24 protein-coding genes and 4 tRNA genes are annotated in these 19,832 nt (G+C 44.9%); 14 read left to right on the forward strand and 14 right to left on the reverse strand.

The features are described from left to right. Nucleotides 1–57 precede the first annotated feature (57 nt). Genes VBY75_RS02365 through serS form a run of 3 tightly spaced genes read left to right on the forward strand, consistent with a single transcriptional unit; the run spans nt 58 to nt 3,026 of the window. Complete coding sequence (locus VBY75_RS02365; protein ID WP_416511476.1) at nt 58–1,344, forward strand: replication-associated recombination protein A; 1,287 nt, start codon at nt 58–60, stop codon at nt 1,342–1,344. Next, nucleotides 1,337–1,726, forward strand: a complete 390-nt coding sequence (gene crcB / locus VBY75_RS02370) for a fluoride efflux transporter CrcB (protein ID WP_278358705.1) — start codon at nt 1,337–1,339, stop codon at nt 1,724–1,726. Before VBY75_RS02365 ends, crcB begins: the two co-directional genes overlap by 8 nt. Nucleotides 1,727–1,733: 7 nt before the next feature. Beyond that, entirely contained in the window at nt 1,734–3,026 is a 1,293-nt protein-coding gene (serS, locus tag VBY75_RS02375; RefSeq protein WP_416510847.1) for a serine--tRNA ligase, read from the forward strand. 8 nt (nt 3,027–3,034) lie between these two features. Here the strand turns inward: serS and VBY75_RS02380 are convergent, their stop codons facing one another. The 5 genes from VBY75_RS02380 to VBY75_RS02400 all read right to left on the reverse strand — a co-directional run bounded on the left by VBY75_RS02380 (nt 3,035) and on the right by VBY75_RS02400 (nt 5,041). Next, complete coding sequence (locus VBY75_RS02380; RefSeq protein WP_053953594.1) at nt 3,035–3,364, reverse strand: TusE/DsrC/DsvC family sulfur relay protein; 330 nt, start codon at nt 3,362–3,364, stop codon at nt 3,035–3,037. Between the two features lie 5 nt (nt 3,365–3,369). Next, entirely contained in the window at nt 3,370–3,639 is a 270-nt protein-coding gene (locus tag VBY75_RS02385; protein ID WP_054487852.1) for a hypothetical protein, read from the reverse strand. Continuing rightward, on the reverse strand, nt 3,636–3,953 hold the full coding sequence (locus tag VBY75_RS02390; protein ID WP_222235378.1) for a DsrE family protein: 318 nt from the start codon (nt 3,951–3,953) through the stop codon (nt 3,636–3,638). Before VBY75_RS02390 ends, VBY75_RS02385 begins: the two co-directional genes overlap by 4 nt. 5 nt (nt 3,954–3,958) lie before the next feature. Further along, on the reverse strand, nt 3,959–4,303 hold the full coding sequence (gene tusD, locus VBY75_RS02395; protein ID WP_416510850.1) for a sulfurtransferase complex subunit TusD: 345 nt from the start codon (nt 4,301–4,303) through the stop codon (nt 3,959–3,961). A 69-nt stretch (nt 4,304–4,372) separates the two neighbouring features. Next, complete coding sequence (locus tag VBY75_RS02400; RefSeq protein WP_054487847.1) at nt 4,373–5,041, reverse strand: Bax inhibitor-1/YccA family protein; 669 nt, start codon at nt 5,039–5,041, stop codon at nt 4,373–4,375. 246 nt (nt 5,042–5,287) lie between these two features. Here VBY75_RS02400 and VBY75_RS02405 point away from each other — a divergent pair. The 9 genes from VBY75_RS02405 (at nt 5,288) to VBY75_RS02445 (ending at nt 10,622) form a co-directional block, all read left to right on the forward strand. Then, a tRNA-Ser gene (locus tag VBY75_RS02405) sits at nt 5,288–5,379 on the forward strand. A gap of 215 nt (nt 5,380–5,594) precedes the next feature. Then, nucleotides 5,595–6,389, forward strand: a complete 795-nt coding sequence (locus tag VBY75_RS02410; protein WP_416510852.1) for a thioesterase family protein — start codon at nt 5,595–5,597, stop codon at nt 6,387–6,389. A 7-nt stretch (nt 6,390–6,396) separates the two neighbouring features. Further along, nucleotides 6,397–6,990: a DNA-3-methyladenine glycosylase family protein gene (locus tag VBY75_RS02415; protein WP_416510854.1), complete on the forward strand. Its 594-nt coding sequence runs from the start codon at nt 6,397–6,399 to the stop codon at nt 6,988–6,990. Between the two features lie 210 nt (nt 6,991–7,200). Further along, a complete protein-coding gene (locus VBY75_RS02420; protein ID WP_222235374.1) occupies nt 7,201–7,851 on the forward strand; it encodes a response regulator transcription factor in 651 nt (216 codons plus the stop codon). Beyond that, entirely contained in the window at nt 7,848–9,686 is a 1,839-nt protein-coding gene (gene uvrC, locus VBY75_RS02425; RefSeq protein WP_416510857.1) for an excinuclease ABC subunit UvrC, read from the forward strand. The genes VBY75_RS02420 and uvrC overlap by 4 nt, the downstream gene beginning before the upstream one ends. 23 nt (nt 9,687–9,709) lie before the next feature. Beyond that, entirely contained in the window at nt 9,710–10,258 is a 549-nt protein-coding gene (gene pgsA / locus VBY75_RS02430; RefSeq protein ID WP_271331359.1) for a CDP-diacylglycerol--glycerol-3-phosphate 3-phosphatidyltransferase, read from the forward strand. A gap of 96 nt (nt 10,259–10,354) precedes the next feature. Next, nucleotides 10,355–10,430: transfer RNA gene (locus tag VBY75_RS02435), tRNA-Gly, on the forward strand. A gap of 6 nt (nt 10,431–10,436) precedes the next feature. Then, nucleotides 10,437–10,510 (forward strand) — tRNA-Cys (locus VBY75_RS02440). Between the two features lie 25 nt (nt 10,511–10,535). After that, nucleotides 10,536–10,622: transfer RNA gene (locus tag VBY75_RS02445), tRNA-Leu, on the forward strand. Between the two features lie 220 nt (nt 10,623–10,842). On the opposite strand, the gene VBY75_RS02450 is transcribed toward VBY75_RS02445, so the two are convergent. The 3 genes from VBY75_RS02450 to VBY75_RS02460 are packed head-to-tail and all read right to left on the reverse strand — an operon-like array spanning nt 10,843 to nt 13,770. Continuing rightward, entirely contained in the window at nt 10,843–11,196 is a 354-nt protein-coding gene (locus VBY75_RS02450; protein ID WP_271331360.1) for a YdbL family protein, read from the reverse strand. A gap of 18 nt (nt 11,197–11,214) precedes the next feature. Next, nucleotides 11,215–11,400, reverse strand: a complete 186-nt coding sequence (locus VBY75_RS02455; RefSeq protein WP_199494555.1) for a YnbE family lipoprotein — start codon at nt 11,398–11,400, stop codon at nt 11,215–11,217. 12 nt (nt 11,401–11,412) lie between these two features. Further along, complete coding sequence (locus tag VBY75_RS02460) at nt 11,413–13,770, reverse strand: YdbH domain-containing protein (protein WP_416510860.1); 2,358 nt, start codon at nt 13,768–13,770, stop codon at nt 11,413–11,415. Nucleotides 13,771–14,135: 365 nt separating this feature from the next. Here VBY75_RS02460 and VBY75_RS02465 point away from each other — a divergent pair, with 365 nt between their 5' ends. Then, a complete protein-coding gene (locus VBY75_RS02465) occupies nt 14,136–15,446 on the forward strand; it encodes a TPR end-of-group domain-containing protein (RefSeq protein ID WP_416510862.1) in 1,311 nt (436 codons plus the stop codon). Here VBY75_RS02465 and alkB read toward each other — a convergent pair whose 3' ends face one another. From alkB to VBY75_RS02495, 6 genes are all read right to left on the reverse strand, one after another. Further along, nucleotides 15,447–16,100, reverse strand: coding sequence for a DNA oxidative demethylase AlkB (gene alkB, locus VBY75_RS02470; RefSeq protein WP_416510864.1), 654 nt, complete (start codon nt 16,098–16,100; stop codon nt 15,447–15,449). A gap of 1 nt (nt 16,101) precedes the next feature. Further along, nucleotides 16,102–16,710 carry a GNAT family N-acetyltransferase gene (locus VBY75_RS02475; RefSeq protein ID WP_416510866.1) on the reverse strand — a complete coding sequence of 203 codons (609 nt, stop codon included), beginning with the start codon at nt 16,708–16,710 and terminating at the stop codon, nt 16,102–16,104. Next, nucleotides 16,703–17,224: a cytochrome b/b6 domain-containing protein gene (locus VBY75_RS02480; RefSeq protein ID WP_224797426.1), complete on the reverse strand. Its 522-nt coding sequence runs from the start codon at nt 17,222–17,224 to the stop codon at nt 16,703–16,705. The genes VBY75_RS02475 and VBY75_RS02480 overlap by 8 nt, the downstream gene beginning before the upstream one ends. A 20-nt stretch (nt 17,225–17,244) precedes the next feature. Continuing rightward, the gene (locus tag VBY75_RS02485) at nt 17,245–17,535 is read right to left on the reverse strand and encodes a PepSY domain-containing protein (protein ID WP_054487821.1); all 291 of its coding nucleotides are present in this window, start codon (nt 17,533–17,535) and stop codon (nt 17,245–17,247) included. A gap of 73 nt (nt 17,536–17,608) precedes the next feature. Further along, on the reverse strand, nt 17,609–18,127 hold the full coding sequence (locus VBY75_RS02490; RefSeq protein WP_271331366.1) for an acyloxyacyl hydrolase: 519 nt from the start codon (nt 18,125–18,127) through the stop codon (nt 17,609–17,611). A 78-nt stretch (nt 18,128–18,205) separates the two neighbouring features. Continuing rightward, a complete protein-coding gene (locus tag VBY75_RS02495; protein WP_278356162.1) occupies nt 18,206–19,090 on the reverse strand; it encodes a LysR family transcriptional regulator in 885 nt (294 codons plus the stop codon). A gap of 80 nt (nt 19,091–19,170) precedes the next feature. On the opposite strand from VBY75_RS02495, the gene VBY75_RS02500 reads away from it, so the two are divergent. Then, complete coding sequence (locus VBY75_RS02500) at nt 19,171–19,821, forward strand: LysE family translocator (RefSeq protein WP_325082619.1); 651 nt, start codon at nt 19,171–19,173, stop codon at nt 19,819–19,821. Nucleotides 19,822–19,832 lie beyond the last annotated feature (11 nt).

Genomic DNA, 19,832 nt, shown 5'->3' on the forward strand with positions numbered 1-19,832 from the left:
GTTGTGGCCAGCCTTGATTTAGACTTTCAGCCTGATTTCAAACCTCTTGCGGCGCGCATGCGTCCGCAAACTATTGAAGAGTATGTCGGGCAACAGCATTTATTAGCCCCCGGAAAGCCGTTGCGAGTGGCGGTTGAACAAGGTCATTTGCACTCAATGATTCTCTGGGGGCCTCCGGGTACCGGTAAAACCACCTTGGCTGAGCTCATCGCCACTACCGCCAATGCCACTGTCAGTCGCATCAGTGCGGTTACTTCCGGTGTAAAAGACATAAGACAAGCCATTGAAGAAGCAAAGCAGGTTGCCCAACAGCAGGGGCGACGGACTATTTTGTTTGTCGACGAGGTGCACCGTTTTAATAAAAGCCAACAGGACGCATTTTTACCCCATATTGAAGACGGTACTATTGTGTTTGTTGGCGCGACGACAGAAAACCCCGGGTTCGAATTAAACAATGCGTTGTTATCACGTGCTCGAGTTTATCGTTTGCAAACCTTGTCAAAAAACGATCTTGAAGTTGCTTTGGAGCGAGCGTTAAAAGACTCTGAAAGAGGGCTGGGAGAAAGACAGCTTCAACTTGAAGGAGAGGCCAGAGCAAAGTTACTGGACTTAGCCGGTGGTGACGCTCGACGGCTACTGAATTACCTTGAGGTGGTGGCCGACTTTGTTGAAAGCAGCAGTCAGCCTATTACGCCTGAGCTAATTACCGCCGCTATTGGTGAAAAGGCAACCGCATTCGACCATCAGGGTGACCATTATTACGATATTCTATCGGCGTTTCATAAATCGGTACGAGGCTCTTCGCCAGACGGTGCCTTATATTGGTACGCGCGCTTATTAACAGGCGGCGGTGACGCTCTGGTCATAGCACGTAGGTTACTGGCTATTGCCTCTGAAGATATTGGTAATGCTGACCCAAGAGCCCTGCAGCTAGCGTTAAACGCCTGGGATACGTATCACAGAGTAGGGCCGGCAGAGGGCGAAAGAGCCATAGCTCAGGCCGTTATTTATTGTGCTTGTGCCGCTAAGAGTAATGCGGTGTACAATGCGTTTAAAGGGGCACTCAGGGCGGCAAAAGAGCACAGCGACGCGCCGGTACCGGAACACCTACGCAATGCACCCACCAAAGTGCATAAAGAGCAGGGCTACGGTGCTGATTACCAATATGCGCACAATTACCCAAATGCTTATGTGCCCGGTGAACGTTATTTACCGTCAGAACTGGCAGAAGCGCAGTTTTATCAGCCCGAGCCGCGAGGCTTAGAAATTAAGTTGCAGGAAAAGCTGCGCTGGCTACAGGACATGGACGCTAAGTCAGACTGGAAAAGGGAGCCGGATGAATAACTTATTGCTGCATTTTTTCTGCGTAGCTGCCGGCGGAGCCATTGGCGCCTCGGGACGTTACGCTATTGGCCTTGGGATGCAATCATTTGGACTGCGGGCATTCCCTTTTGCGACGCTGACCGTTAACATATTAGGCTCTTTTTTATTGGGGCTGTTACTGGCGTATGGGCAACAACAATCCGTGTCAGAGACAACCCGCTTATTCCTTGGTGTTGGGGTTTTAGGGGCATTTACAACCTTTTCAACGTTCTCGGTTGAGGTTGTGACGCTTGCCAGCCAGGGCGAAATGCTAAAAGCCGCCTTACACATAGGCTTAAACGTAATTATCTGTATTGCTGCTGTTGTTGCAGCAATGATGTTGTACTCAACAACGGTTAAATAGGACACTCATGCTAGACGCTAAATACTTCCGTGAGGAATTAGACAATACCGCAGAAGCACTTGCTAAAAGAGGCTTCGACTTAGACGTTGCTAAACTCAGCAAGCTTGAAGAACAACGTAAAGAGGTACAGGTACGTACTGAACAACTTCAGGCTGAACGTAACAGTCGCTCCAAAGCGATTGGTAAAGCGAAAGCAGCGGGTGAAGATATACAGCCGTTACTCGATGCGGTGAGTGATTTAGGTGACCAGCTGGATAGCGCAAAAGAAGAACTTAAAGCCATTCAGGATGAACTAAACGACATTATTCTGGGTGTCCCTAACCTGCCGGCAGACGAAGTGCCGCAAGGTGAAGACGAGAGTGAAAACCAGGAAGTACTGACCTGGGGCGAACCTAAGTCGTTCGACTTTGAAGTAAAAGATCACGTTGATCTTGGCGAAGCGTTAGCCAAAGGCATGGACTTTGAAGCTGCAGCGAAATTAACCGGTGCGCGCTTTGTGGTTATGCGTGGTGGCATTGCTCGTCTGCATCGTGCGCTGACTCAGTTCATGCTGGACTTGCATACACAAGAGCACGGTTACCTGGAAACCTACGTGCCTTATATGGTGAATCAGGATTCTTTGCTGGGAACAGGGCAGTTACCTAAATTTGGTAAAGACTTATTCCACATTGAAGGCGAGTCACAAGACCAAATACCAATGTCATTGATTCCAACGGCCGAAGTACCGTTAACGAACCTATACCGTGACGAGATAGCCGACGAAGACGAACTGCCGCTTAAATTTACGGCGCATACACCGTGTTTCCGCAGTGAAGCTGGCTCTCATGGTCGTGATACTCGAGGCCTTATTCGACAGCATCAGTTCGATAAAGTCGAGCTTGTCTGGCTAGTGAAACCTGAAGAATCAATGGACGCTTTAGAGCAACTGACTGGCCACGCTGAAACCGTGTTGCAAAAGCTTGAGCTGCCTTACCGTAAGGTACTGCTTTGCACAGGTGACATGGGCTTTGGCGCCGCTAAAACTTACGATTTAGAAGTATGGTTACCAGCGCAACAGGCGTACCGTGAAATCAGCTCTTGCTCAAATATGCAGGACTTTCAGGCACGTCGTATGCAGGCTCGTTTTCGTCGCAAGGGTGCGAAAAAACCAGAGCTTATGCACACACTAAATGGCTCTGGACTGGCAGTAGGCCGGGCGTTAGTCGCTGTACTGGAGAACTACCAACAGGAAGACGGCTCAATAGTTGTGCCTGAAGCTCTGCGGCCTTATATGGGTGGCCTTGAAGTTATTAAGGGCTAAGGTTAACCCTAAATGCATTTAGCCGGTTTAGGCAGGCCCGCAATTCGTGTGGCCTGCTTAGCCGGGCCTTTCGGGAACAATTTGTAAAGGTAACGACTGTTGCCTTTATCTTCCCCCAACTGCTTTTTCATGGCTTTCACCAAAACACGCATAGCCGGACTGGTATCGAATTCTCGGTAAAAGTCTTGTACAAAATTGACAACTTCCCAGTGTGCCGGTGTCATATCAATGCTTTCAAGCTCCGCAATATGCAGGGCCAGCTCTTCATTCCAGTCATCAATATTGGCTAAATACTCGTGCTTGTCGGTTTCGTATGTTTTACCGTTAAATTCAATCATGCGGACTACCAGGTAATTTGCTGCTGAAAACTGAGAACCAGTTCAACCCACTCTTCGTCAGATTTTAACATGACATAAGTTGGTAAGGTATTTCCTAAACACTCAGCGTCATTTTTTCTGGCATATATTGACTGCTTTACAGGCTGTTTATCAGGTAACTGACCCAGTTGTTCCCCGGAAATAAGCAGAGCGTCCCTATTGCCGAGTAAATGACTGTACTGTGCTAACCATTGAGTTAGTGCCGTATTTCTTAACCAGTGCAGGGTAGATGTCATGAGAACTGTAGAACCTCGTCAAATTGATCCAGGTGCTGCTTTAGTTCATTTGCAGAAATAATTACTGTGTCTAACGAATCCGGCAGAGCGTCTATGTTAATTGTAGACTCTGAGCTTATAGCGATAGGTTCTGCATCGAGTAGCTCCAGCATGCCGTAACGCTTTGAGGGGCTATTGAGTAGGCAGTTAACTGCTTCGCCTGCCAGTATGAGTTGAACAGGGTGATCAAAGCTTGCCAGCGATAAAGCGACATCTAATGCTTCGGTTGCTGCGTTAGTGTCTGAACTGCATTGTAAAATAGCGATTTTCTTCATAATGGTTAAAATTGTAAAGTCCGGTCACTGTCGGCAATAGCTGTTGCCAGAGCGGTCAAGCCCGAAGCTTGAAAACTTGGGTGGAACTCTTCAATTCCTTTACGCTCTGCTACCGTGTGACATACCACTAAGGGGACATTATGCTGACGGCTCATTGCTTCCCATTGATTTATTAAAGCCTTATTTTCAACCGATGTTGTCAGTAGTGCATGATTCACGGCTTCCCGGTAGAAAAAGATACAAGCAATCTCATGGCCCCCGTTAATTGCAGCGAGAGCAAAGGATAAAGCTTCCTGAGACTTTAGCTGTTCTTCAGCACTGTGTTGAACTATGAGCGTTATTTTGGCCATAAATACTCACTTTAAACAAAAACGCCCCGCATGGCGGGGCGTTTATTGTAACCCTGTAGGCAGTCGCTTTTATTCGTCGCCGCCAAACGCCATTAGCAGCTGTAGCATGCTAAGGAATAAGTTATAAATTGAGACATACAAAGTCACTGTTGCGAGGATGTAGTTGCGCTCGCCACCGTTAATGATGTCGCTGGTCTGCCACATAATCAACATAGCCATTAATGGAATCATGATAGCAGAGATTGCAAGCTGTAATGCTGGCAACTGGAAGAACAGGTTAGCTATTATCGCTACAAAGACCATGATAATACCGGCAGTAACCAGGCCACCTAATTTAGACATGTCCTTTTTAGTGGTTAAGACATAGGCTGAAGTTGCAAAGAACGTCAGGGCTGTACCACCTAGCGCAGTAGCAACCATCTCGCCGCCCCCAGGCATTGACAGTGCCATATTAAGGATAGGGCCAAGGGTGTAACCTAAAAAGCCAGTTAGAGCGAAGGTTAATACAATACCCATGCCGCTATCTTTGGTCTTGTGAATACCAAAAAGCAAACCAAAGTAGGCAACTAAAGTAATGATGAGGCCCGGATAAGGTAAGTTCATCATAGTGCTGATAGTTGCAACAACAGCACTGAAAGCCAGTGTCATTGCCAATAATGTATAAGTGTTGCGTAGTACCTTATTAACGGCCAGCGTCGATTCGTTCTGACCGACATAAGTCTGACTGCGATTGTTCATAGATTTCTCCGTGTTGAACTTACTGTCTGTTAAGACGGTTTTTTATTTAAAAAGTTTCCTAAATACTACAGCATTAATGGGGGCCTTGGGTAGGAAATTAAAGGGTAATTTCTAGCGAAAAACGTTCAGTTTGTCTAATAAACGCCCAAACGGACACTTTGTTCAAATTTTTCCTTTACAAGCGTAATTTAGGTCTTTAATATTCGCTTCGTTCTCAACGACGCAGTTGAAGAGAACAAACAATACGGAGAGGTGGCAGAGCTCGGTTGAATGCACCTGACTTGAAATCAGGCGTGGGTTCATTCCCACCGGGGGTTCGAATCCCTCCCTCTCCGCCAAATTTAGCAAAAAAGCCCAGCTCCTTGAGTTGGGCTTTTTTGCTTTTTACGCACCTCCAGAGTTATTCGACAATTTCTCCTAAGCTGATATGTTTATAAAACCTCTATGGTATTAACGTGGTTTATTGGTTTTTGCTAATAACATCCTTTGTCATCATGGTGATAATTGGTATTCTTAATAGCTAATTCAAACAACTGTTTAACAGGGAAGCGTCATGCTGTTTCACGAGACTTTAGCGTTAATAGAAAACGACAAAAACAATCAAACCATTAAGCTACCGGAAGGCTGGGCACAGGGTAGGGCATTTTTTGGTGGTTTTAGTGCGGCTTTAGCTGCACAGTTTCTATTGCGACAGTTCCCGGGAGATTACCATTTGCGTAGTTTAGCTATTTCTTTTGTCGCGCCGGCGACACCAGGGGATGCAACGTTAAGTTATCGGGTATTAAGACAGGGATCTTCTGTGTTGCAGGTGTCGGTTGAAATAACACAAAATGACGAAGTCATATTAGCTGGATTAGCCAGTTTAGGTAAAGGGCGCTCATCCTCTGTATCGGTTAGCGGTGAAACACCGCCTGACTTAAAAACAATTAATGACGGTCCTGGCTTACCTGAAGCCGATATTGTTCCTGAATTTGCAAAAAACTTTGATTACCGTATTACTTCCGGCGGTATGCCATTTAGTGGGCAGCCGGGTCGAACCTTTGGTGGGTGGATACGCTTTCGTAAAGAGCAGCAAGAACTGACCACAGCAGCAGTTTTGGCGTTAGTTGATGCCTGGCCACCTGCGGTACTCCCTCACCTGGATAGCCCCGCACCGGCTTCGTCACTTACCTGGACTATCGAATTTCCGGATCTCCCCCTGGACGAATTTAACACCAACGACTGGTTTCAGTACGAAGCTTTTATTGAGCATGCGGAACATGGCTATGGCCACAGCAGAGCAGGCTTATGGAGTGAAGAAGGGAAATTGTTAGCTATCAGTCGACAGAGCTTCACTGTGTTCGCATAATAGGTTTATGGAAACAACACCTGAAATAATCCGACAGCACCTTATCGATACTCAACCGGGTATCGATTTGCTGTTGTTACAGTTACCGTCACGAGAATTGCTGGCTCCTTCACATATGCCGGTAATTGAGGCATTACCCCGGATCATTATCCGTCAAATGCTGTCATTGAAAGCGTCGGCGACCATCATTGAAAGAGCTGAGCAAAAGGCTAAATCACTTGGTGCCGGATGTATCGCTTATCTTCCGGTCGAAGAACTTATGAGTTGCGGAGTTAGTCGCACCAAAGCTGCCGCTATTAGTCGTGTTGCGCAATGTCAGCAAAAAGAACCGGATAGGGTACAGTCGTGGTCTGGCATGAGGTCGAAAGAGTTAATTACCGATGTGACCCGGCTTAAGGGGGTTGGTCCGTGGACTGCCTCTATTTTAGCGATGTTTCACTTTGCCCATCAGGATCTTTTCCCAATTCAGGACAGCTCGCTTCGTAAAGCTATGAGTCTTTTAAAAGATCAGGATATCCTAATTATTCCGGAAAGGGCTCAACCCTACAGAAGCTACCTGGCTTGTTATTTGTGGGATATGTTGGACCAGGCCCGCCTGTAACCTCTACTCAAAAACTCCACCTTTCGCTTGTCTTCAATAGCTATTGGCAAACCCTGAAACTGGCTTTTCCCGAGCTTTTGTAAAATTCTGTAAAAGCAACTTGTTATCGTCGTTAAAAGCTCAGAATATGCGACGCGAATTCGGGCAGGGCGGTACGGATTTAAACTAATAAGGATGACCAACAAGGTATACAAATAAGGAATGTAACCTATGAACCGTATTATATTAGCTATTCCCAATCCAATTATAAGTGCCGGTATGGCCTCTGTTTTACAGCAGCATTTTAGCGACAAGGTGCTGACTGTTACGGGAATAGCTGACTTGCGTCGCACGTGTTATGAATATGAAGATGCTGTGGTGGTACTTTGCAGTCAACTTGGCGGGGCCGCTACAGTTGAGCACTGGCGGCGTCTAAAAAGGCGTCATTGCGACTTAAAGCTCATTGTGTGGGGAAGAAACCAGCAGGATATACTGGATTTTCAGTGTGGTATCAGTGTTGTCGATGGCTACTTGCTTGACTCATGTGACAGCTCCGATTTAGTTCAGGCAATTCGGTCATTAAAACAGGGCAATGTTTATGTCGCGGCGCCGGTAGCGGCATATTTGGCGCAAAACCCACGTTCTCAGAAACAGAAAAGCATGGTTGATATGCTCAGTGAACGCGAGTTGCAAGTTGCGCAAATGCTCAGTCGTGGTATTCGTGTCAGAGAAATAGCCCGGCATCTGTGTATAAGTAGTAAAACAATTAATACTTTCCGTTATCGTATTTTCTCTAAACTCGGTATCGATGGTGATGTACAATTGTCCCATCTTGCAATTCAGCACGGTCTTGTCGACCTAATTCAGTTTGAAGGTAGATGACGGAAGGTAATACACAGAAACATTTTGATAGCGACAGCTTTCTTCGTCACTTGACTCATCAACCCGGTGTATACCGCATGTACGATGAGTCGGGTGACGTAATTTATGTTGGTAAAGCAAAAGACTTAAAAAAACGCGTATCCAGCTATTTTCGCGATAAAGTTGATCGTGTAAAGACTCAGGTCATGGTTAAGCAAATTGCTTCTATGGATGTCACCGTAACCAACACCGAAGCTGAAGCTTTAATACTCGAAAACTCCTTTATTAAAAAGTATCGCCCACGTTACAACGTGTTACTGCGGGACGATAAGTCTTACCCGTACATTATTCTGACAGCGCACCAACATCCCAGGCTGGGTTTTCACCGCGGAGCCCGTCGCACCAAGGGCGAATACTTCGGGCCTTTTCCAAATGGCTCAGCAGTGCGTGAAAGCTTAAACCTGCTACAAAAGCTGTTTCCGATTCGCCAATGTGACGATACCTATTATCGGGCACGTACCAGGCCTTGCCTGCAGCATCAGCTGAAACGCTGCCTTGCGCCTTGCGTTAATGTCTGCACTGATGAGGAATACAGTGAGCAAGTGGCTCTGGCGCGGCAATTCCTGCAAGGGAAAAACCAGCAGGTTATTGACGAGCTTATGAGCAAGATGGAGCAGGCGAGTGAAAACCTGGACTTTGAAAGGGCTGCAAGGTTTCGTGATCAGATTGCCGCATTAAGAAAAACGCAGGAGCGTAACTCGGTGACCGGTAGCCAGCAGGAACTGGACGTTATTGGTTTAGCGCGTGGTAATGGAATGACCACAGTACAGATGCTTTTTATCCGAGATAACCACTTACAGGGCAGTCGTAGCTATTTTCCTAAGGTGCCAACCGATACGCCTGACGATGAAGTGCTCAGAGCCTTTTTGTTGCAGTTTTATTTGTCGGATACGGCTGGACGCAAAATTCCAAAGGAAGTGGTTCTTCCCGTCGATATTCAGCCGGACAACGTATTAGCCGAAGTGATGAGTGATGCATTGTCACAACCCGTCAAACTGCAAAGCAAAGTGAGAGGGGATAAACGTCAGTATCAGTCGCTGGCTCAGAAAAATGCCGTTAATGCGCTGGAAAGCCGGTTAAATCAACAAAGTACAATGAACCGTCGTACTCAGGCATTACAACAAGTGTTAGATTTCGGCGTGCCCATACAGCGTATGGAATGTTTTGATATTAGCCATATTATGGGGCAACAAACGGTAGCCTCCTGCGTGGTGTTTGATCAAAACGGACCTAAAAAGTCTGACTACCGTCGCTATAATATTACCGGCATTACTCCGGGAGATGATTACGCAGCAATGTCAAAAGCTCTGGCTAAGCGTTATGATAACGCCAAAGAACAAGGCAACATACCCGATATATTGTTTATTGACGGCGGTAAGGGACAGTTGGCCCAAGCAGAGAATTACTTTAGTGACTGGGGCAAAGAGGCGCCGGTTTTAATTGGTGTTGCGAAGGGAGAGTCGCGTAAGCCCGGACTGGAAACTTTAATTATGGCCGGTAGTCACGAGACTATTCCGTTAAGTAAAGACGCCAGCGCGCTACATTTGATTCAACACATACGTGATGAATCGCATCGTTTTGCTATAACGGGACACAGACAGAAAAGAGCGAAAGTTAAGAAAACCTCAACCTTAGAACAAATTGAAGGGGTAGGGGCAAAGCGCAGACAAACAATCTTGAAAAATCTAGGTGGATTACAAGAGGTAAAAAACGCTAGTATTGAGAAACTTGCCAGCGTACCTGGTATTAGCCGAGCATTGGCGGAAAAAATTTATTACTCATTTCGTGATGAGTAAAAACAATAAGGAATGAGCGGATAATGAAGTGGAATATCCCTAATATTTTGACCAGCTTTCGGATAGTACTGATACCGGTGTTTCTGGTGGTTTTCTATTTACCAATGGAAGATGCGCGCTTTTGGGCTGCATTTATTTTTTGGTTAGCTGCAATTACCGATGCGTTAGATGGCTATATCGCCCGGCGCTTTAATCAATTCACTAAGTTTGGTGAGTTTCTTGATCCGGTAGCAGATAAAGCGATGGTTGTTGCTGCTCTGGTGGTGATTGTCGAAGATTACAACTCCGCCTTTATTACTATTCCCGCTTTAACAATGATTTGCCGAGAGCTTATTGTGAGCGCCCTGCGGGAGTGGATGGCACAAAGTGGCAATAGAGCAAAAGTCGCGGTTTCCAATTTAGGAAAGTGGAAGACGGTGGCACAAATGATTGCCTTAATTGGATTGCTCTGGAACGCTAATATTTATATTTATTGGTTATCGATGTTTTTATTCTACGCAGCCTTTGTATTAACGGTTTGGTCAATGTGGGAATATTTACGCGGAGCCAAGGGTGAATTGACCAGAAAATAACAGCTTTGCCGTAAATTTGCGCAAACAGTCACTAAATTGATAAAAAGTCATTGACTGAAAATGATTAAACAGTAGAATGCCACGGCAGATGACGGTGCGGGAATAGCTCAGCTGGTAGAGCACAACCTTGCCAAGGTTGGGGTCGCGAGTTCGAATCTCGTTTCCCGCTCCAAATTCTGGCGGGTTGGCAGAATGGCTATGCAGCGGATTGCAAATCCGTGGATCTCGGTTCGACTCCGGGACCCGCCTCCATTATTCGAGAACACTTCTATGTAGTGCCCGGGTGGTGGAATTGGTAGACACAAGGGATTTAAAATCCCTCGAAGGTAACTTCGTGCCGGTTCAAGTCCGGCCCCGGGCACCAATTCCGATTAGATTAAACTTCAGTTCCTTTTGAACTATCTTAGTGTTTTCCCTAGCTAACTTTAACTAGTATTGCTGGTCTCACAATCATTCCTCTCGCATTTTGTGGCCTTGCAGAGCAAGGACGTGCAGCACCGTCAAAACCGTTAGAACTGCCCTCATACCCAGCACAAGACTGGGAGTCGCTCTAAGACATCTGGAAGGTAGCATTCAGAAGCCGCTTAAGGCTTCTTTCGCCAATCTCCATCGACATTGATGTAAAGGCCTGATTTAGTCAGCTCAATGGCACGCTTTCCGGCTACTAACTCAACATCGGCAACAGCAATGTCGTTCTCGTTAGCAATTCGGGTGTATTCTTTACGGCGAGCCTCGTTAATTTTCTTAACGATTTGCTCAGTAACTTCTGTCGATTCTACTACTCCCAGGTAACCGTCAGCTTTTTCGCCCACCAGGCCTTGTTCCTTCGCTTCACTTAATTGTGCCTTTGCCTGTTGCAAATCTAACTGTTGTGCTTGCGCCAGCGGGCTTGATAAACCAATAAAAGTAACTAATAGCAGCGTCAGTAAATATTTCATAGTTGCATTCCTTTGTCGTTAAAATAAGCCACTGGATTCAGAAATTACATCGTCGAGCGCTTTATCAACTTTGACGTAAATTTGGTGTTCAATCTTAACATTTAGGTTGATAGTAATGGGCTCTTTAGGCGCAGCTACCTGAACAGTTGGGGTACACCCCAAAACAAAAAAAGGTACGCTTACTAGTAAAAACAATTGTCTCATATCATCCCCTGATTAATTGATTTTCTGTTGTACTCGCTTACGAATGGCTTCGTTCAAGCTGTTACTAAGTGTTAGTCCTTTCATCAATGCAGGTAAGTCCTCTTCTAAATTTACGTTAAGTTCTACCGGGCGTCCATTTTCTACCTCAGGGTTTGAGCCCTTTAATTTCACCGCTAAGGTCAACTTACCGTTTTTATCATAGTCGATCACCGTGGATAGCTGCTGATAATAGAAGTTACTAAGAACGCCGGCCAGAGTCTGTAAACTCGGATTATTGCCGGCTACCGACACTAACGCCGATGAATCTACCTGCAAGTGACCACCGGGAGCCAGGGCATTTAAATAACCTCGGTCAACTGTAAACTGGTTAGAGTCCCAGTGCACTGGTATGGTTCCGGAGACATTACCGTCTATCGCCACTTTATTACTTGGGTATTGGCGCATAAGCTCGCCCAGAGAAATTTCTTCGAAAACAACGGGCAGTGCAAACTTGTTGGCCATAGAATAGCTTTGGTTAGGAATACTGATACTTCCGCCAAGGCCTTTTATGCTGTGGCTGGTTAAGTTAAGCGTGGACTGTTTGGGGTTATCAAAGGGTATTTGAGCCCCAAACTCAGCCGTTACAGGGCCTAGCGTAAATCCCTGTTGCACACTACCGATGTAAAGTTGAGCGTTATTAACATGGAGCTGTTCGTTATTGGCATTAAACTGAAAGTTGAGGCTACTATCAACCGCCGATAAAGTATCCGCAACCCAGTCGCTTTGCTGAATATCGACGTGACCGTTATCGAGCTGCCAGCGATTATCATTCCAGTCGAAGTTTACGTCTGCGTGACCATTAATCGTCGCTTTACTGATAACAACCTGAGGCGTGAAGTGCTTGAGTAGCGTATCGAGTTGTGGTGTTTGCTTCCAGTTAAAGTCGTGAATTTTAACCTTACTTTGTAAGCGGTTGGTTGTAATTTCGCTGTGATGTTGTACACGAATGTGCTCGCCAAGTCTAAGTTCTCCGTTACCGATAAGCTTTTGCTGTCGATATTTAAAGTCACTGTTAAAAGCCGCCTTTATTTGAGGTAGCTGATCAAAACTAAGCGCGTCGGCATGAATACTGAGACCAAGCTCAGCGGTAATGTCGTCAGGCTCTGAGTATGGATAAAAAACATGTGAGAAATTGACGACTGCAGTGGCATCGTCAGTTAAGTGCGAGAACTCAATGTGCATCGACTCAGTGCTTTGGAGCGTGGCAGTCTCATTTGAAATCTGACCGGAAAACGCTGCTGTAAGCTTATTAATAATCAATGATTGCTCTGCAACGGGTAAAGCTACGTTGTGGAGCTGAAGGTTTAAATGATCGAAATTAACTGAATTAAACTGCCACTGTTTTTGCTCAACGGACAGCTCTGATGAGAGGTTGAGTGTTTCGTTTTTCTTGCCTTTAGCAACGGCTTTGGCACTAACAGGCCAGTGAGTTCTATTTACTGCCTGCTGAATTTTAAGCAGCGGCAATGCAAGCTGATCATTGCTACTTAACTGCCATGTTACTGATTCTAATTGTACCGGCAACTCAGGCACGTTTAAGGACATTAGATTGTTGGTTTCACCATTCAATTCAAGTGTATAGAAGTTAATAACGCCTTTACTCAAATTAAGCTGAAGCTTGCCAGATGCTGCGGTGGTGCTATCAGCCGCGACTATTTCAACGCTATTTTTAACCGACAGCAATAATTCACCGGACAGGGCGGATGTAATGCTTTCAAGGTTTGTGAATTCAGTATCAGGTGAAAAGTTACCTTGCCATTGTGCACTCATTGGAATTTGCCCGGTGCTTAGGCTATCTGCAACGTTCTGTGCTGCGAGTAAGTAGCTCGCATCGGCGGTGAGCTGGCCTGAGCTATAGTTGTAATTTGCCTGCAAAGTTGCACTGTCGTGTTGAGCGGAGAGATCAAGACTGCCATTTTCTCGGGTCAGTTGCAGAGAGGCTGTAACAGGCTCCCGGCTGTTAACTTTTAGCTGGAGCGGTTCTCGGTTTAATAACTTAAAAGTCGCTGAAATTGGCTCTGGTAATAATGTTCCTTTTACGCGCAGAGATTTGATATCAAAGCGTTCCGGAACTATGGCCGGCACTTCGGCGGAGAGTATCTGTGTTAGGTTTAGTACGGTTGATGACTGACTTGCGGAGGACTCTGGTAATGAGTCTATTGTTAACTCCAGCCGCTCAATAACAATGTGATTAATCGATAAGCGTTCAAACTCTATGCTCCAGTCGCTGATACCAAGCGATTTTAGTTGTTGATTCAAATAGGAATAACCTAATAGACCTATAGCGAATGCAATAACTAATATTGTAAGCAGTACGCGCCATAGCTTCATTCCGATATCATTCCCTTTGATAAACGCTAAGTCCCAATTGTAGTCTAATCAATATAACCAGCACTTGGGTTCTCTACAAGTTAGTGTTCTGTATAAAAATTGACCAACTCATAAAGAGGGTATACTCTATTGTTATAGAAATAGTTGACCCACTTATTCTTAAGTGCCAATTATCATAAGTTTATATAATTAATTGCGCTGACTTCAGGTCTACCCGTTATTTTCTTTGGCTTCTAGTCAGAAATTGCTAGCAAAGGTTAAAGTTCTGTAAAGGCTCTTTTATAGGCTGAGTGACAAAGATAGTCTGAGAGCTGTCTAATAATTCACCTGTAATGGCTTTGATTAACTTGTGACAGGAGCTGACCGTGAGCACGATAACCAATACAGCAGTCAATGTGACGCCGGATAGCCCAGCGTTTCTGGGAAGTAGTAATCCGCTGGAAAATGATGCTCAGTACAGTTATTTCTTTAATGGCTGTTTCATCTATTCGTACAACCATACGACAGGTCGTTGTGCCTGCCTTACTGAGCTCGATGTTGCTACTACCATAGTTAAGCCTTACGGATTGGTCGATAAGCATTACGTTGTTATCGGTGATAAGGCATTTCGTTCTGTCACACAAGCTCAAAAAGCCAGAAGTAAAGTGTCTGTCGCAAATGCTTCCAATGATAATAGCCCGGGTAAACATCCGGCACTTCCTACCATCGAGCAATTGTCTCCGATAAAATCGTTAACCAGGATAGAGGAATGGTTTAATACGGACTTTGAAGCTAAATGGGAAGCCTATAGAGAAACCTCTGAATTTTACAATCTTATTCAATACTACCTGGCACTTAGCTGCGACGCTTATAAACAAAAGGCGGACACAGCATTTTTGGATGCAGGAATTGAGTTTTATTTAAGTATGGCTCATTACAGTTGGCTAAACCCATCTATTCTGCATAATGCGGCCTGTGTTTACTGGTTAGCCGGTGAGCAGGAGAATGCTCTCGATTGCATCGAGTTAGCTCTTAACTTCCGTTATTCAGGTATGGGCAGTTTATTAGCAGATGAAGACCTTCAGGGACTTAGAAAAAACCGAAGGTTTCGTCAGCTTTCACGGAAGTACGAAGCACTTAAGCCTCGGTTTAATTACGTAACACTTGAGTTATTTGAAGTGTTTGAAAATTTTTCAGTGCAACAACCTGAATCTTTTGTCCGGTTCATGCGCAGTCATCTTTTAACCAATTTCCGGTTTTACGATATATCGGATTTAAGCGCTCGCATTGACGGTAGCGAAGATGAGGATGAGCGTGAGTACTGGCAACGTCTTGCAGCATTCAATAACAGTTATCTTTACAAGTATATGTTGATTGATGAGCCTATGGATCTTTTAACGGAGCAGGGCAAGACTAACTACCAACGTTTTCAACAGTACCGGCATTATCGAGTACTGAACCCTATTGTATTTGCCCGAATTTCAGAGCAACTCTTTCATCATGCTCATTACTGGGCCAGCAGGCACCAGGGTGTCTTTAATGAAAGAGACCAAGCATTACTGTCGCAGAGCTTTCAGCTACTTGAAGAGTTTAGTGTTGCGACGGAAAGCCTGTGTTTTGAAAAAAGAAATGAGCTTATGGAGAAGGCTAAAAGCTATGACATTCATCACTATATGCAGAACTTAAAGCGCTTTTAATTATTCTGCCTGACGAATGGTCAGGTTAACTCTGCAGCGCCCTGTAACGGGGTGAATGCCGTCTTTAAGCTGCTGTACCCCATGATACCGGAGTCTGTCACTCCCACCCCAAACTAAAGCATCCGTGTGTTGAAGCTGAAACTTCTGGTATTTTTCCGAACGCTTAAAACCACCCCATAAAAAGTTAACCGGTAAGCCAAAGGAAAAAGAAACGATAGGCTTTGTAAAGTCCGCCTCATCTTTATCCTGATGCAGGCCCATTTTTGTGCCGGGTAAATAAACATTAATAAGGCAGGAGTCTGGTTTGAAATTTTCAAACCCCGCAAGTGTTGCCGCTTCTATTGCTTTAGTTTTAATGAGAGAGGGCATTTGGGGCCAGGGCGCTTTGGTGACTGGGTCAATCTTCTGGTACCGATAGCCCTGGCTATCGCTCAGCCAGCCATACTCGCCGCAATTACTGCTTTTAACCGACATTTTATGCCCGGCGGGCGTTTGTAAGTGACGTAAGGGAGCGCTCTTTAGTACACCGCGAACGTCAGTTAGCAAAGCATCGTCACTTTTAGCTAAAAACTGATGAAACAGCGTTGCCTGTTCACTAATATTTGAACGCAGTGGTTCAGAACCCAGGTTGCCGAATAAATCCAGAGAGGTCATGTTATGTCTTTGCTAAAGGTAAGCTCATTAGAATGCGATCTTCACCAGGCCCTAAGTAATCTTTATAAGAATCAGTCGCCTGAAAGCCAAACCTTTCATATAAACAAACGGCGGATTTATTTTCCGGGGAAACGCTCAACTCAAGGCGTTTATAATGAAGTGACTGGGCAAGCAAAATAGACTGCTGCAGTAATTCCTTACCCAATCCCTGTCCCTGAAAGCTTTTTCCAATAAGCAAGGACATAAGTGCTAAAGCGTTGTCAGCCAGAGGGACCATAAGGCTGTAGCCAGCCACTTTGTTATCAACTTTCAGTGATAAAAATGTGTCGCGCCACTGTTGCAAAGCCTGATAAAAAAATAGAGGAGGGTATGCCTGGTTTGAGTAGAGCTGCTTTTCCAGAAACGCCATTCTGGCAATGTCATCATAAACCGTTTTGGCGATGGAGAACTCATTCTCATTGTGAGCAGTTGCTGTTAGCGAACCGACACACAAACGGCAGTCCTCCTCGATGGGGGCTGAGGCTTCGACATAACGCAGTTTATGAGATGCTCGCTCACGGTTAGTGGAAACCTGGTATATACGTTCTCTGGGTTCTTTTTCCTCAGTCATGGCGCTTTACCCGGCGTTTGCCGTTAATCATAGGTCGGATAAGCTCTATTTTACCAAAGTAAGCGGTAATAAATACGGCAATAATGTGAATAATCACGAGCGTAAAAATGATGTTGGCGGATATGCCGTGCAATGAGGTTAAAAAGCTGTCTCCATATAGTGCATCCACTTCTTCACGAAGAAAGCCAGTAACAGCCTGAACTAAAAACAAAGCTAGTATAGAAAACACCATAAGGCCACCGAGTGGATTATGACCCTGAGTCTGCTTCACCTCTCTCTCTTTCAGTTCATTAAGATGTTTTTTTATACCAGAAAATGAAGGGAGAAAACTTTTAAAGCGCGCATTAGGAGGCCCAATAAAGCCCCAGACAACACGACTCATAACCAAAGCTGCGGCAGTATAACCTACTGCCTGATGGATGCTGCTGCCATGTTCGAGGAAAAAATAGTTCAGACAAAAGCACAGTACCAATAACCAATGAAAGGTTCTTATAAACTTATCCCAAATGATCATTGGCACTGCCTTTACCGTTATTATTCAGTTTCTTGCTTAACAATACTGCCATCTACTGGGTTAAAGTAAATTTCAACTTTCTGCTTATTCTGGTTAAATCCGTAGATTTCATAACAATTCCCGTCGGTTACTTTAAACTCGTTTATTTCATAACCCTGCTCTTTCAACGAGCTCTGAAATTGCTCCTGATCCAACCAGTTTTCTTTAGGCTCCATAGTGCACTGCGTCATTCCTGATTCAGGACTGCCGCAAGCTGAAACAAAGAGTCCCGTAGCCGCAATAGCCGATAGTTTAAGAAGTTGTTTTCTCATTTGACCTCCAGTTGAATAGAACTTAAGACTAAATGTAGCAACTTCAGACAGATAACGCTAATTCATCCGGAGGTTAAAATGGTAGGGCCCAACTTAACCAAAAGAAATCGAGTCCGTCGTTAGGCCGTTTGATATCAGCGTTTGAATAGTGGGTATACCCCAAGGCGATACGAGCAGTAGAGCTGCGGTTGTATTGCCAGGAGAGTGATATTCTGTCCTCAAATTGAAATTGGGTTGATAAGCGGCGATTACTTATTTGTGTTTTGTCGAAATAACTACCACCTATACCAGCCTCTAAAAATAACGGTCGCTGAGCTCCTGCTATGTGCCAGGAAAGAATCGGGCTGATAGTAAAAGCCGTTATATTATCTTCTGTATTGTTTGAGTCTTGCCAGTGGTTTAAAGCCGCCTCGACATGAAGTTTTGGTGAGCCAATCCATGTCGGCAATTCGACTGGTAAGTTTGTTACCCTGTAACCAGCCCTGACGCCCCTTAGCTGATCCGCAGAATAAGCTCCGGTAAAGTGAACCTCATCAGCAAAAGATGGGAAGTTTAAGATTATCAGTACAACCAGTGATGCTATACGCCACATATCACTCTCCAATAATAAAAAAGAGCAATATTTTACATACAAACATGAATGTATGTAAACAAGGACGTCACCGTTAATTCATGAAATGATTAGCTGTAACCATTTTATAAAAGCAACAAGGGCAACAGGCTGTCTTTGTCGCTTACGATAGTAAACACTTAACGGATACTGACAGGGTCGGGCGAAATCATTATAAACTTTTAAGTTAGACAGACCGGGCGTGATAAGGCTGCTGTCGATAAGTGCAATTGCTTGTTCTGCCGCAGATAAGTCGAGAGACATTTGTACATCGTTACAGTGGATCATACGTGTAGAGGCTAACTCCTGGCTGTAAGCTTTTAACATAGCCTGATGATCCGGGTTATCCGGGTTGATTAACCAGGGTAAATGAAACGGGCTTTCATTTGTCTGAATAGCAGAAACCGGTACCAGTTGGTTCTTCTGTAATGTAACAGACTGAATGTTTTTGTCCGTCGTCTTGCCATAACCAATAGCGAGATCCCAGCTTTGGTGTTGTATTGCTGATGCCATTTCCGCGGCACTTTCATTAACAAAATGCTCATTACAACGACTAAAACTCAATTGTATGTGAGGATACAGAGAATGAAAGTCTGCAAGCTTTCCGGCCAGCCAGAAACGTAAACGCTCGGAACTGATTGCGACGGTTAGCTGTGTTGTTGTATTGTCACTTAGGTTTCGGGTGCGTTCTATCGTCCGTTCCAGCTGCTCGAATATTTGTTCAATTTGAGGAGCTAGCTCAAGACCTACCGGGGTGAGCGAATGAACTCGGTTGTCGCGTTGAAACAAGCGAACTTCGAGCTGCTCTTCCAGAGTTTGTATTTGCCGGGTTACCGCGGACTGAGTGACTCCAAGCTCTTGTGAGGCTTGCTTAAACGATCCGCTTCTGGCAGCAACATCAAACACTCTCAGTGCATTTAATGAGGGGAGTTTCGAGTTTTTCATATTGATTAATAGTAATCTGTAATTAATAAAAAGTAACTTTGATTCTGGCAGTTAAAGTGTAAATACGCAATAAGGAGTTTGTGTTGTCTTACTGGAGTGAGTTTTTAACCATTGCCTTGATTCATCTGTTCGCGGTTGCAAGCCCTGGCCCTGATTTTGCGGTCGTATCACGTTATAGCTTAAGTTTTGGGCGTAAGGCAGGTTACTGGGTGAGTCTTGGAATAGCCGCAGGAATTGTCATTCATGTGACTTATTCACTTGTTGGCGTTGCGCTCATCATTCACCAGACAGACTGGCTATATCAAACCCTGCTTTGTGCAGGTGCATTGTACTTAGGTTTTATCGGAACTCAGGCAATTAAAGCGAAGCCAAGAAAAGATATGTCGGACAGCGAGCTTGCCTCTACTCAACCACGTAAGCGTAAAGCCTTTATTGTTGGTTTTATTACCAATGGTCTCAATGTTAAGGCAACAATTTTCTTCTTAACCCTATTTACTACTATTATTGCGCCGGAAACACCTTTTAGTATCCAATTTGGGTACGGCGTGTACCTTATTGTTGCAACTGGGCTGTGGTTTTTGTTTTTAACCTGGCTACTTACTCAGCCCCGTATTTTTAAAACACTCTGGCACTACAGCCACTGGGTAGATCGCACCATGGGCGCTGCATTAATTTTGCTTTCACTGAAATTATTGTGGGAATGGGCCAACCTGATTGAGCTTATCGGATAAGGCGTTTCAGG

The sequence above is a fragment of the Idiomarina sp. HB genome (assembly GCF_048059115.1).
Taxonomy (GTDB): Bacteria; Pseudomonadota; Gammaproteobacteria; order Enterobacterales; family Alteromonadaceae; genus Idiomarina; species Idiomarina abyssalis.